The following is a 12,569-nucleotide window of genomic DNA, read 5'->3' as shown; positions in this document are numbered from 1 at the left end:
GGCTTACTTGGCTAATTTAGAGAGTCGTCTTCTCTAGTAAGTTTTGCCACGCTAGCTATTTCACCCCTTTGCTTTCCTGATGTATCTGTCCAAGTTGAGCGCCTTATAAGTAAGACGTAGTGCAGCGCAATTCTTCTCCCATTTTTGTTACTATGTCCATTTTCTTTATCCAAAAAAAGCGATCGCTTGATTAATGCCTTAATGATAGGCTTTGCCAATATAGCCAATTTGTTTTAGTGTTTTTGGCAATTTAGAACGGTAGGGGCAGAAGCTTGACGCTGGGTATACTTAACTTCCCATCCAGGTAAATTCCACCAGACAACACGCTTTTCTGGTTGTAACCAAAAGTCTAGTTGTTTGATTAAGCCATTCTCAAAAACTAGTTTCGGGAAGGTAGGATAGTCACGATCATCACTCTCGCTATAGTTACGTCCAAGATAGTTAAAACAAGCCTTTAATCCCTGAGCAACTCCCAACTCTTCAACTCCAATGCCTTTTAAGGTCGAATTATCGTAGCTGAAGCTGCCATTGAACGATTTGCCTGCTAAGGAGCCTTTAGTGACATTAATTGTAAAGTCATAGCTAACAGTAGAGTTTTGGGCAAGACTTGTTCCAATTGCGCCAGTGCTAAGAGCAGCAGTTGCAATCCCAATTGCAAATTTAGGCAATAGTTTGAGCATGGTAGTATTGATGTTTGAAGTTTAGTGCTTTCGGATAATTTGTGCGTAGACGTGCAACGGTTTATCGATAGACATCGCTTATTGGAGCGATTACCATTACCTAACATCACGTTCGGCAATGATAAAAAGCATATCACCTACTTTGATTTTGTATAGTGGTGCATCAGTAAAGTGTGGGAAGCTAATCAAGCCATTCTGATGTTTAGCCCCAACCTGCCATGACACGGCGGGCTATGCCTACGCATTAATCGGGTGTATTCCGATTCGCTCTTTGGAGACAGTCAAAAATCTGTTGCAGTCGTTGGGGAAGCTGAATCGTGCTTGTTTAAAAGCTTTGGAAGAGAAGTTGTTGAAGGTTCTGGAGTCAGGAATTAGAGATTAATGCAACAAATAAACAATGCTTTCTGTGATTCGTTGTGGTATTAAATTAATATAATCTAGCTGTGGTTTAATATTTCTGCTCCCGGTTGTTTGTAAAAAGTAGTAATTTATGACAGGAACACAACAACAAGAAATAATTGATTTACGGGCATTGAATTTAACACCCAAACAAATAGCCCGAAAATTGGGTATTAAAGTGTCAGATGTCAATGCAGCGATTCAAAATCAAGCACAGCAAACTACATTAGATAGATTGACAAAAGGAGAGCTAGACCCCGTATATCAGTGTTTAGCAAGTGAGAGTCTTATCCAATTGTTACCGAAAATCCCACCAGAAAACAGCATCAAAAATCTGCTGACAAAAATCCTACCTGTAAAAAACAATGACGACATCGATCGCGGTTTAGGATTGGTAGTGATTGCAAGAGTTGCTCGATACAATCAAATCATGGTCTGTAGCTACCTTTTAGATATATGGTGCTTGGGCGTTAAAGATACCATACCACCACGTACAGTAGACAGGATAAAATTTAAAGAATTTACAGAATTACTATTCGAGCCATTTCCCGGAAAACCGCAAGAGGTTTCCCTTGAAGTTGCCCAAGGGATGATATTTAGTGCTTGCGAATATGCAGACAGCTTAGGGTTTCAACCACACAAAGACTTTTCTAAATCGCGTTCGCACATCGGAGAATGGGATGGAAGTATACGTATTGAATGTGGTCGTGACGGGAAACCATTTTATGTCAATGGCCCCCACGATAACCCGAAAAAAATCATGGAAACATTGAAGAGAAGTAGGGGTGAAGGTAATTTTGATTTTCTGATTGGTTCAGATCCTATTGAAAAGAATTTTTGGTAGACGCAATTAATTTGATTATTCTGTTGCGTCATTACAGCACTTCCGGCTATTATGCAGTACAGTTTTTCTCCTTGCCCTCTCCTATCAAAGCTTTCAGATTTGAGGATGTACCTCATAGCTGCCGTAAGTGCTGTATTAATAGGCATCATGTAAAAATAAGTTGTACAAATTTAATCTGGAAAGACTTGTGAGTTTAACTTCCCCATCAAAATTATTCAAATTATTTTTGCAAGACTCCTAAGTACGGCTTGCTTGAATAACTAACCAATCCTGATCTTTGCTTTCTTATTACTTTTTCAGCAACCTCTAAGTAGGGGTCTTTTTTGGAATAGTTGACTTGACTGATTCACGCTCGTGTAATCTATTAAACCAGTCTCTCAAATAAGGATACTGAAGAAGCCAGTCTTCATTTAAGCGAAAGCTGTAGTAACCGAGGGAACATAAAGCTGCCACATCTGCTGCTGTCCATGTTTCACCCTCTAACAAATATTTAGCCGAACGCAGTTGGGAATCAAAGATTGGTAAAAGGCGATTAATTAATGTTTCATATTTTTTTCGATAATAAGCAGGAGCTAGATCACCCATAAAATCTAGTACCCATAAACCGATAATATTGTCGCCTAAAGTATCTGCTAGTTGTTCCCATTTACGGCACTCAAGCCGTATGTGAGGAGCGCTTGGGTAAAAGCTAGCCTGTGGATAAGTTTCGTCTAGATACTCCGCAATCAATGTAGAGTCCCAAATTACCGTGCCATCTTCATCTACAAACACAGGGACTTGACCAATAGGAGAAATTTCAAGGAATTCAGGGGGTTTATTGGCTAAATTAATTTCTTTGAATTCACAATCTAAATTTTTCTCTATTAACAATATTCGGATTTTCCGAGAAAAGTTTGACTGCTGATGATAATATAACGTTCTACTCATAGATTTATTTTCACTCAAAAAGTAGGTCTAATACTAAACTGCATTCAAAATAAGTGAAGCAATCAGAAGTTTTATAAAGGTTTAACATTGGGTTGCAACACGTGAAGTCCTTCAACTATCTACCTGCCGAATGTCAGCAGATGCAGGAGATTAGCGATGCCTGCGGTTCTTGCTAGCCTACACATCAGTAGGTTACAGGAAAACAAGAACTTGTAAGAGGCTGCCCATGCTGTCTTAAAGCACTTGGGGGAGTTGAAGTAACCGTATTCGACTGATGTGGAAGAGAAGCTGTTGGGTTTGATTGAGAAAGAGTACGGTATTAATGAAGTGGCAGGCAATTTTAAATGAATCAATAAGTGAGAGAAAACAGTGATGCAAAGTATCAAACTAAATACTCATGTGGGGTCTGATGGGATTTTACACCTTGATATCCCATTAGGAATAACAGACAAAGAAATAGAAGTAATGGTGATTTATCAACAACTAAAACCGTCAACAACTACAAAAACACCAGAAGAATTAGGATGGCCACCCAACTTTTTTGAGCAGACTTATGGTAGCTGTCAAGACGATCCAATTGTTATCGACTCTGAAGGTGATTTTGAGACAAGGGAAGAAATTCTGTGAGGTATTTATTAGATACCAATGTTTGCGCTCGTTATCTCAACGGTAGGTCGCTCTTAATTCGAGAACGCTTACACTCAACAAATGTAACAGATATTGCTGTGTGTTAACATTAGTCACGCACAACACCAGAGAATTTAGTCGCGTTAGTGGACTGGTGATTGAGGATTGGGAATAAGAGCAATGAAAACTAATGCTGCTCGACTACTGGATAAACTAGGTATTCTCTACCAAATCCTGAGCTATGACGTAGATCCTGACGATCTTGCTGCTCTTAGTACAGCCCAGAAAGTGGGTCTTCCGCCAGAGCAAGTTTTTAAAACCTTAGTAGTCAGAGGTGACACAACAGGTATCTGCTTTGCTGTTATACCTGGAAATGCTCAGTTAGATTTAAAAGCTTTAGCTCGAATTTCAGGAAACCGCAAGGTTGAGACAGTTGCCCTGAAGGAAGTACAGCCACTAACAGGATACATCCGTGGCGGTGTGACAGCTTTAGCTAGTAAAAAATACTATCCCGTTTACCTTGATGAAACTGCAACTCTATTTGAGCAGATCACTGTTTCTGGTGGAATGCGAGGTATGTTGCTTCTGCTATCGCCAGATGATTATTTACGTGCGGTCAATGGCACTTTGGGAGCAATTGTACAAAATTAGTACAGAAATTTTCATCAGAAACCATAAAGCGATCGCTAATCAAAGGAGGCTTATAGCTTACTTGAGAAAACCTAAGTATTATTACCAATAAACTTTGTTTTTACCTTGCGCTTGAAAACTAATCTACGTAAGACTTCTGAGAAAAATAACTTGTAAATTACTTATCAAATAAAAGCTTTAAAATTTTCTTGATAATTAGCTAAATAATATAGCCGTATAGAAAAATACTTCATAAGATGTAGCAGGTGCTAAGAACCGAATAGAAAATATACTATTTTATACCTGCTACTTAAAAAGGTATAGTTGCTTTCTTTGCACTCTAGTCCAACCAGTCATTAGACATAAGGGTTTAGGGGAGTGAAATTGTCATGGGAGGGATAATACCAGTTCAGTTACAAAGAGGAAGACACGAGTGACTGACATTGTAACTGGACAGATTGTGCGAGTGCGATCGCGGCAATATCTTGTAGAAGAAGTTGTGTCGAAACCCACTAAGGAGCAAGACACTAAAGTTAGCCTTTCTTGTTTAGAAGATGATGCGTTAGGAGAATCGCTAGAAGTCCTATGGGAACGGGAAATAGATGCCAAAATCGTAGGGGCGACATCATGGGATTCCATAGCGAATCGAGGTTTTGATAATCCGCGTCTGTATTAAGTTCAACTCCAACTCTTGCCGTGCGCGTCGGTCTGTGGGAGCATCCCACCAAAATGCGGCGTTTACTGCTGTTTGCAACCCATAGCGATAATGTAAATCCTGGTAGCTGGCGATGTAATCTTTGCAGGCGTGTATACCCTGCCATCGCTTGTTACTGCGGCACGTTTCGCCCACGTACAAAACAACAGAAGCCGCCGAGTCTATAATGAAATACAGACAAGCTTCTCCTGGGCTATCAACTGGCATTCGATAAAACGACATTGGCACAAGCCGCAGCAAGAGTGGATCAATTTGGTCTGGATCGCAGTGCTTAAGGGTAAGGTCAAATAACGCCGTCTGCTGTGGTGGTTTGTTCTCTCTCACCTTCTGCTGATATTCAAAAATCTGAGATTTCCACTTCAACAGTGCCTCAACGCTCATTACCAGTGTCTCTGCTCTGCGTTCTGGCGTGACGGTCAAATCAGAAAATAAATTTAGCTGGTTAGGTTCCAAGGTGATTAATAGGAATGTACAAACCAGTAGATTATCCCCCACAACTCAATGGAATTAAAACAAGTCGCAAGTCGCAAGTCGCAAGTCGCAAGTAAGTTTTGTGACGGGGATTTAGACCCCGACCCAAAACAAGATAAATTTTTTGAACCGGGGGACTTAAACCCCTAAACTTGTTAAACCTGTTAGCAGCTTTACCAAAGCGATCGCTGCTGATTTTTGGGAATCTTAAAATAGCGTTGCAATTTTGGGGAAAGCGAACTACTAGTCATCACCAGCCATAACACAGCCAAAGCAATAGATGTGGATTGAAAAGCGCACAATATTATTATATTGAGTTATTCAAATATGTAATATCTATAATCAGAGGTAGCTAAACTCACCCACATTTGTGAAATGCTGTAATCAGTGCGATTGTAGACAGAGCATCTCCATGACATCAAAAGGCAGAAAAAAGACCTCACGGCGTGGTTTTCTCCAAGGGGCGGCTATTAGTACAGCTGCTTTAAGTGCAGCAGAGTTACTAAAAAAAGAAGTGGCAGATGCTGCAAGTATTGGAGACGATCAGGCAATCCCTCTCCAAAGTACTGAATTTGATTTTATTCAGAAATCGGCTGCCCTAGAGCCAGATAAGATTGTAGATAGTGCTTGTCAATTCTGCAATTCTTTGTGCCGATTGAAAGTTCATCTCAAAGACGGACGCATCATAGATGTGTTAGGTGAACCAAATGACCCAGTACAGGCTGGTGGCTTTTGTATCAAGGGACCAATGATGACGCAGCTAGTCTACAATCGTTTTCGCTTGAAAAGCCCAATGAAGCGGGTTAGCGGAAATAAAGGTGACAGCAATTCTAAATTTGAGCCAATTTCTTGGGATGAAGCACTTTCAATTATAGCTAGCAAGTTTTTGGCACTCAGGGATGCAGGTGAAGCTAGAGCGATCGCGAACAAAACCTCTGGCAGACTCCCACGGGGGACAGGTTCTCTGGTCGGACGCTATTTCAGTATGCTGGGCAGTCCTAATAATACCGATGTTGGGCCTGTATGCAACGATGCAGGTGGCAATGCTTTGGCATGGACATTTGGCTTGGGTAATTTTACAAACGGTTACGGAATCGATGATGCGACTAAAAAAGAAGACTTGGGATCTGCTAAATTCTTTCTGTTTTTAGGTACGAATCAAGCGGAAACCCATCCTGTAACCTTTGCCTATCTTCTCAGAAGTCGTGTTCAGACCAAAGCCAAACTAGTAGTTATCGACCCACGTTTGACTCCTACAGGAGCGCAAGCTGATGAATGGATTGCACCTAAGCCACACACTGACTTGGCTTTGATTTTGGCAATGCTCTATCACATCGTGACTAACAACTTATACGATGCTGCTTTTGTAAAAGAGTGGGTACTGGGTTTTGATGAACTGAAGAATCACCTCAAGAGCTTCAGTTACACACCAGAGTGGGCTGCAATTGTAACGGATGTTCCAGCATTAAAGATTAAGCTTCTAGCTGAGGCTTATGCCAAAACTAAACCTGCTGCGATTTTCTGCAACGCTGGGATTTCTCATCAATTAGGGGCTTTTGATACTTACCGTTGTTTGACATTCCTAGCTGCAATAACAGGCAATATTGGTATAAACGGTGGTGGTTGCAATTTTATGCACAATACCTGGCCAGGGGAATTGAATTTGCCAGATATTATTGGTAAAACACCTAGCAAAGATATTGCACTACCAGTCGGGCCAGATTATTTTGCAGAATCGATCATTTCAGGTGAACCTTATCAACTCAAAGCGATCGTTACTCAGGGGAATCCTCTGTTGGCTTGTTCAGACACAATTAAAGTACAACAGGCTTACCGCCAATTAGAATTTTATGTTTACACTGGATTGTTTATGGAAGAGTCAGCGTACTATGCTGATATTATTTTGCCCGTAACCAGTGGTTTTGAAATGGAAACCGTTTATATGCGGCGAGATGATCGAGCAATCCGTTGGCAAAAACAAGTGGTTACTCCGGTAGGTGAGTCCAAACCAGATTGGCATATCTGGATTGATTTAGCACACGCCACAGCGAAATTAGACAAACGCAATCCGCCTGAATACTGGAGGGATAACTTTCCTGATTCTTGGAAAGACTATCGTCAACTGTGGGCAACTTTTCTAACGAATACTCCTGGAATGGGAGGTATGACCCAACAGAGACTATCTCAAAGAACAGAACCCTTGCGTTGGCCTTGTCCAACAGTAGATCATCCTGGTGTCAGCACACTTTACCTCGATCATGCATCTTGGTATGAAGCCGCATCAGCTCTTAACCCTAACAATGTTGGTAAACGATTTCTCACTCCCAGTGGTAAGGTAGAAATTTATACTCAACAATTGCAAAATCGGCTAGCCGAGTCTGGACACTCTGCTCTGCCAAACTTCTATACCCATCCAGAGGTAACAGGTAAGCATCCAACCATTGAATACACATCTGAGTTGGTAAAAAATCCTGTGAATCCACAGGCACTGACTCAAAACATTAAATTAGGAAAAATCTCTTCTGGTGAGGTACATAAAGAGTACCCACTAATGGGAATGACTGGCAGACCAAGCGTAGTTCATTTCCACTCTATTACCCAGTGGACTTATACGGGTAAGCAAATGAATGGTGTTCGACTGGTACAAATTCACCCAGAAGCCGCGAAAAAAGTAGGTATTAAAAATGGTGATGAAATTATAGTTGAAAGTCCCAGAGGCTCAATCATTGGCACTGCATTAATTTGGTCAGGAATTCGAGAAGATACTATTTTTATCCCTGGCTGGTTCGGGACTGGGCAGAAAATGGCAGAAGAGTTTGGAACTCCCTACTATGAGTCAGTTAATATCTTGATAGATAAACAATATTATGACAATCTTTCAGGACAGCAGGCATTTAAATGTTTTGCCTGCCGAGTCAAAAAAGCATAAGGATTATTCATTAGGATTATTCGTTCCAAGTGATAGCGTAGTGTAAAGCCAACTCTTAGAGCGAGTATTCGTTCGCTTTTACGCTCCGTTGCAAATCGTGACCGAGACAAGTACCGGCACCCAACCCAGACCCTCAAGTTCATCAAACCCAAAGCCCCCTAATTAGATATAGGGTGCAATGGCTCCGCCCGCCGCAGGCATCGACCCCAAGCACTACCAATTCTGCTAAAATCGCCTCTGCACGTCCATTTTGAGGCAGTGTTATGTTTGTTACGCCCCGCCGTTAGCGATCGCTCTTTTTCTCGCTTGAAACTGGAACTGGGGGGCGTAGTTTACCGTCCGTAGCCGTTACGGTTGTGACTCCTTCCCCAAATTAATTAGCTTTTGCTTTTATCTCCCTATCGGCTAATATCCTAATTTCTCAATCAAAGCTACACTACCATCGGAAAATGTCAAGATTTTGGGATAGCAACAGATGATTGATCTCTACACCTTCACCACGCCCAATGGACGCAAAGCTTCCGTCATGCTGGAAGAAATCGAATTGCCCTACAATGTCCACAAAATTGACATTACTACTCAACAGCAATTTACACCTGAATACATCGCCATCAATCCCAAGTATTACTGGATTACGGACGGCATCCGTGGCTTTGACCAGATACACTAGGGACTGCTGGCGATGGAGTACTCTAAACATTTAGTCTCAATGCCTCTCTAAATTGGACTGGTTCCATATTCCCAGTTTGGATGCCTTTGCTATGTCCTGAGCCTGTTCAAAAGCCAACTGATTTGGACACTCCACACTAGAGTTACGCGTTCTGGCCAAACCATTCTTGAGCAGTTCTTCCTGAAAACTAATCTCAGCCTTACCCTGTCCGTGAGCCATCACTTCAGCAACAGTACGCCCATCGCTGTCTTTTGCGACTGGAACGATCATCAGTTGGTTATCGGCAGCAGCAATGAGCTTGAGTAGTTTCTGTTTTGCTTCATGAGCCAATGCTTGTCTTGGAGCTTCACCTTGTTTCAATTCCGGGGCATCAATTCCACAAAGCTCAACTGACATTTCGCTACCATCGGTTTGACGAACTGTGATGCTGTCCCCATCTGCTACTTGGGTAGCGATCCATTCTTCGGTAAGCGCGATGGATGGCTGGTTAGTTCTTTGGAAAATCAAAATAGCCGTGATGGTGGCACTAGCGATAGTAGTTAAAATTATGCCAGTTATCCACGATGGCTTCATGTTGCTAGCTCTGTTATTGCAATATAAGAAACCACAATTCTTTTCCGCACCGAACATTCAGCAGGTTCTTTAACAGTTTATGTATAAATAAAGGATAAAACTTTAGCTCTAATGGCGAATAAATTTGTAATTATTCGCAAATTGATGTATTTTATTTTCAGCCAAAAATATGTTAGGCTTTGGGGTATTTTATCGGCTTTTTCTTGTCATTCAAAACTTTAAAGTTTTATGAATAAATTTTTAATATTAAATTCTCTGTTTCTTCTATCTCAAACATCTAATCCTGAATCGAAATTCCTCAATTTAAAAAAGCAATTAGAAAAGTTTGGGTTTGAAGTAGTAATTGAGTTACCACCAAAGCGAGGAGCTTATGGTTTATTAAGAGAAGCTGACAAAAAAATTTGGATCAATCCAGTAGTGTTTGAGTTACACATTGGTACTCAGACTATAATTCATGAAGCTGTTCATGCTGCACAGGTATGTGCAGGAAAAGGGAAAATAAAAGTTTTAGGTCTAAATATTAAGCCTAGCAATTATGCTCGACCTTTTTTTAGGCGTTACACTGATGTTCACAGGCAAGATTTAGAAAGAGAAGCCTATGCAGTACAAACTCAACCTAATAGCTATGAACTAGCCGTATCTCTTCTCCAAAAACACTGCAAATAAATTGTATGCAATCAGCACTTGGTAGCGGATAGCATTGCTTTGGCTTGTGTTGACGCACCCGACTCAAACAAAATCCTTGCTCCAGAGTCACGCACAAGAAGCGATCGCTCCAGAAATGTAACTTTGGCTTGAAAAGAATTTTTCGTCAGAGACTTTGGGTTCTATAACTTAATACAAGTGTCAAAAACTACTTAAGCCAACGTTTAGTTGCTTCTGCAATGCGTTGCCCAAAGCGTACTGAGGTAAGGTAATCACCAGAATCTAGCACTGCTTCCTTACCGCTCATATCGAGTTGGCTTTGACCCATAACACCTAAAAATCCTCCCAGTCGATTGACCCCATCATCGTTACCAGATAAAAAGCTTTGTAAGTCTCCTACATTTACCCAAATCATGCCGTGCTGGGCTGCGTTTGTGGCTAAGTATAAGAGCGTCCCTTGCTTGTCACCACTAGGAGAGCTAGAGTGGGTGAAACCCGCAGCGATTTTGTCTTTCCATCCGTGTCGGAACCAAACTTCGCTAGCAGCATCGATAAACGCCTTAAACTGAGCCGCTACACCGCCCATATAAGTGGGAGATCCAAAAACGATTGCATCAGCTTGGTTAAGCTTTTCTAGTCCCTCATCGTTCTTCCAACGACCATTAACAATCTGCTCTCCAGTAACTCGTAGCAGTTCAACAGTGGTATCTTCAACTTTAGTTGCACCTTCAGCAATGGCTTGGGCCATAAGATGAGTATGACCTGCACCAGAGAAATAGATAATCGCGACGGTGGGCATAGGAGCTAAGGTTAAATTTTTGACTGAAACTGAACGAGGAATATCATAAAGACTACTGTAGGGAAAAGTAAAGTAGATACTCTCTTTCGTCATGTTAAATACAGCATACCTCTACTCTACGTGCTGGCGTGGGCTTCACTTCTGAAAATAGGTTTAGCTGATTTGGTTCCAAGGTGAGTACAAAGGGTGTGATCGACTAGCTGATTATCCCTGATGAAAGTGACATCCCCCAAGAAACACTACCAGAAGGCAAGCGGTTAGCCCTCAGAGGATGTCAAAGAATTATGAATTATGCCTTTGATATTCAATCCGCACTTGCTTAATATCAGTTTGCTCAGATTCTAAAAACACGAGTTGTTCTACTTGCTCTAATCCCAAACTTTCAAACTGTTCCAGTTCTGAGTCTGATAGTGGCCAAGGTGGGCCAGAGGGTTCAGCTTCTGTATCTCGAACACGAGTAATCATCAAAAGTGTACCATCGGGAGCCACAAAGGAGGCAACCGAAGAAATAGCAGCATAACGCACATTTAACGGTAACGCTTGAATGTTACGGCACTCGAACACAAAGTCAAACCCAAGATGCCATTGTGCTGGAACTGCGAACAAATCTGCAACTACGTAGTTGACAGCCGAATTGGGAAATCGCTTTTGACACCAAGCAATCGCCGTGGGGGAAATATCAAAAGCAGTTACCTCAAATCCTAGATGACCTAAAGCTTCGGCATCATCTCCCAAGCCACAACCAATAACTAACGCCTTTTGCCCAAAAGCGAACGGTTGATGATTCGTCAACCAATCTTGCAGATAAGGATGAGAAGTTAACTTTGCCCAAGGAATTTTTGCTGTTTCACCTTTAGCTTCGGCATATAAAACTTCAAACCACGCTGATGGCTCTGATTTTTGTTGTGCAACGCTTGCTAACTGCTTAACATGAAGCTGTAAATTTTCAGATTGTTGTTCAAACATAAAACTAACCTTTGGCGAAAAATTGTCGCAAACGTTATGTGGCAATGCTATATTCTCTACACCCCCCGTTTATGACGAATTGCTGTTAGTAGCCCTGTATTTCTTAAAACAGCCCCCCATTTGCTAATAATAGCTAGTAATGCTAGATTTCCGTTATTGGCAAGACTTCAGGGTAATTTATGAACAAAGGTGAACTAGTGGATGCTGTAGCAGCAAAGACCAACATCACAAAAAAGCAAGCCGATGAAGTCATTAGTGCTTTTTTGTCAGTCGTTACTGAGGCTGTAGCCAATGGTGAAAAGGTAACGCTCATTGGTTTTGGGTCATTCGAGCGACGCGAACGCTCCGAACGTGAGGGGCGTAATCCGAAAACCAATGAGCCAATGACTATCCCAGCTACCATTGTGCCTGCGTTTTCTGCTGGAAAGCTGTTTAAAGAAAAAGTAGCGCCATAGCGCGCATAAATAAGCCACCCTACCCAAAAGGCTGCCCCCAGCGCTCCCAGTTCTCCTTATTAAATGGACTGCGCCACTTCAAAATAAGGCTCAACTCCAACTCTTGCCGTGTGCGTCGATCAACCGGAGCATCCCACCAAAATGCGGCGTTGACTGCTGTTTGTAACCCATAGCGATAATGTACATCCTGGTAGCTGGCGATGTAATCTTTGCAGGCGTGTATACCCTGCCATCGCTTG

Annotated in this window: 17 protein-coding genes and 1 pseudogene; 8 read left to right on the top strand and 10 right to left on the bottom strand. The window is 41.8% G+C overall.

Annotated features, from left to right (window positions below; all coding sequences use genetic code 11):
* Positions 1–11 precede the first annotated feature (11 nt).
* From HWQ37_RS00730 to HWQ37_RS00720, 3 genes are all read right to left on the bottom strand, one after another.
* Complete coding sequence (locus HWQ37_RS00730) at positions 12–218, bottom strand: hypothetical protein (RefSeq protein WP_292742628.1); 207 nt, start codon at positions 216–218, stop codon at positions 12–14.
* A 15-nt stretch (positions 219–233) separates the two neighbouring features.
* Positions 234–680 (bottom strand): hypothetical protein, encoded by a 447-nt coding sequence (locus HWQ37_RS00725; protein ID WP_292742627.1) that lies wholly within the window; start codon positions 678–680, stop codon positions 234–236.
* Between the two features lie 96 nt (positions 681–776).
* On the bottom strand, positions 777–905 hold the full coding sequence (locus HWQ37_RS00720) for a hypothetical protein (protein ID WP_292742626.1): 129 nt from the start codon (positions 903–905) through the stop codon (positions 777–779).
* Between the two features lie 265 nt (positions 906–1,170).
* On the opposite strand from HWQ37_RS00720, the gene HWQ37_RS00715 reads away from it, so the two are divergent.
* Positions 1,171–1,923, top strand: a complete 753-nt coding sequence (locus HWQ37_RS00715) for an RNA polymerase sigma factor sigma-70 region 4 domain-containing protein (protein ID WP_292742624.1) — start codon at positions 1,171–1,173, stop codon at positions 1,921–1,923.
* A 306-nt stretch (positions 1,924–2,229) separates the two neighbouring features.
* On the opposite strand, the gene HWQ37_RS00710 is transcribed toward HWQ37_RS00715, so the two are convergent.
* Positions 2,230–2,850, bottom strand: a complete 621-nt coding sequence (locus HWQ37_RS00710) for a glutathione S-transferase family protein (RefSeq protein ID WP_292742623.1) — start codon at positions 2,848–2,850, stop codon at positions 2,230–2,232.
* 372 nt (positions 2,851–3,222) lie between these two features.
* On the opposite strand from HWQ37_RS00710, the gene HWQ37_RS00705 reads away from it, so the two are divergent.
* From HWQ37_RS00705 to HWQ37_RS00695, 3 genes are all read left to right on the top strand, one after another.
* Positions 3,223–3,477 (top strand): hypothetical protein, encoded by a 255-nt coding sequence (locus tag HWQ37_RS00705; protein WP_292742622.1) that lies wholly within the window; start codon positions 3,223–3,225, stop codon positions 3,475–3,477.
* Positions 3,478–3,657: 180 nt separating this feature from the next.
* Positions 3,658–4,128 carry a Cys-tRNA(Pro) deacylase gene (ybaK, locus tag HWQ37_RS00700; RefSeq protein ID WP_292742621.1) on the top strand — a complete coding sequence of 157 codons (471 nt, stop codon included), beginning with the start codon at positions 3,658–3,660 and terminating at the stop codon, positions 4,126–4,128.
* A gap of 412 nt (positions 4,129–4,540) precedes the next feature.
* Complete coding sequence (locus tag HWQ37_RS00695) at positions 4,541–4,783, top strand: hypothetical protein (protein WP_292742620.1); 243 nt, start codon at positions 4,541–4,543, stop codon at positions 4,781–4,783.
* Here HWQ37_RS00695 and HWQ37_RS00690 read toward each other — a convergent pair.
* Entirely contained in the window at positions 4,733–5,317 is a 585-nt protein-coding gene (locus tag HWQ37_RS00690; RefSeq protein WP_292742619.1) for a GIY-YIG nuclease family protein, read from the bottom strand. The genes HWQ37_RS00695 and HWQ37_RS00690 overlap by 51 nt on opposite strands.
* A gap of 149 nt (positions 5,318–5,466) precedes the next feature.
* Positions 5,467–5,595: a hypothetical protein gene (locus HWQ37_RS00685; RefSeq protein ID WP_292742618.1), complete on the bottom strand. Its 129-nt coding sequence runs from the start codon at positions 5,593–5,595 to the stop codon at positions 5,467–5,469.
* 110 nt (positions 5,596–5,705) lie between these two features.
* Here HWQ37_RS00685 and HWQ37_RS00680 point away from each other — a divergent pair, with 110 nt between their 5' ends.
* Complete coding sequence (locus HWQ37_RS00680) at positions 5,706–8,222, top strand: molybdopterin-containing oxidoreductase family protein (protein WP_292742617.1); 2,517 nt, start codon at positions 5,706–5,708, stop codon at positions 8,220–8,222.
* A gap of 475 nt (positions 8,223–8,697) precedes the next feature.
* Positions 8,698–8,892 carry a thioredoxin domain-containing protein gene (locus HWQ37_RS00675; RefSeq protein WP_292742616.1) on the top strand — a complete coding sequence of 65 codons (195 nt, stop codon included), beginning with the start codon at positions 8,698–8,700 and terminating at the stop codon, positions 8,890–8,892.
* A gap of 36 nt (positions 8,893–8,928) precedes the next feature.
* Here the strand turns inward: HWQ37_RS00675 and HWQ37_RS00670 are convergent, their stop codons facing one another.
* Complete coding sequence (locus tag HWQ37_RS00670) at positions 8,929–9,465, bottom strand: thermonuclease family protein (RefSeq protein ID WP_292742615.1); 537 nt, start codon at positions 9,463–9,465, stop codon at positions 8,929–8,931.
* A 228-nt stretch (positions 9,466–9,693) separates the two neighbouring features.
* Between HWQ37_RS00670 and HWQ37_RS00665 the strand changes: the two genes are divergently transcribed.
* On the top strand, positions 9,694–10,131 hold the full coding sequence (locus tag HWQ37_RS00665) for a hypothetical protein (protein ID WP_292705490.1): 438 nt from the start codon (positions 9,694–9,696) through the stop codon (positions 10,129–10,131).
* 187 nt (positions 10,132–10,318) lie between these two features.
* Here HWQ37_RS00665 and HWQ37_RS00660 read toward each other — a convergent pair whose 3' ends face one another.
* Positions 10,319–11,002, bottom strand: coding sequence for a flavodoxin family protein (locus HWQ37_RS00660; RefSeq protein WP_292742614.1), 684 nt, complete (start codon positions 11,000–11,002; stop codon positions 10,319–10,321).
* Positions 11,003–11,191: 189 nt separating this feature from the next.
* Positions 11,192–11,875, bottom strand: a complete 684-nt coding sequence (locus HWQ37_RS00655; RefSeq protein WP_292742613.1) for a class I SAM-dependent methyltransferase — start codon at positions 11,873–11,875, stop codon at positions 11,192–11,194.
* A 179-nt stretch (positions 11,876–12,054) separates the two neighbouring features.
* Between HWQ37_RS00655 and HWQ37_RS00650 the strand changes: the two genes are divergently transcribed.
* Positions 12,055–12,330 (top strand): HU family DNA-binding protein, encoded by a 276-nt coding sequence (locus HWQ37_RS00650; RefSeq protein ID WP_292742612.1) that lies wholly within the window; start codon positions 12,055–12,057, stop codon positions 12,328–12,330.
* 19 nt (positions 12,331–12,349) lie between these two features.
* Here HWQ37_RS00650 and HWQ37_RS00645 read toward each other — a convergent pair.
* Positions 12,350–12,569: pseudogene (locus tag HWQ37_RS00645) on the bottom strand (GIY-YIG nuclease family protein); the annotation flags it as partial.

The sequence above is a fragment of the Nostoc sp. NMS4 genome, assembly GCF_017115095.1.
Classification (GTDB): domain Bacteria; phylum Cyanobacteriota; class Cyanobacteriia; order Cyanobacteriales; family Nostocaceae; genus Nostoc.
This window is presented reverse-complemented; position numbering and strand designations above follow the sequence as displayed.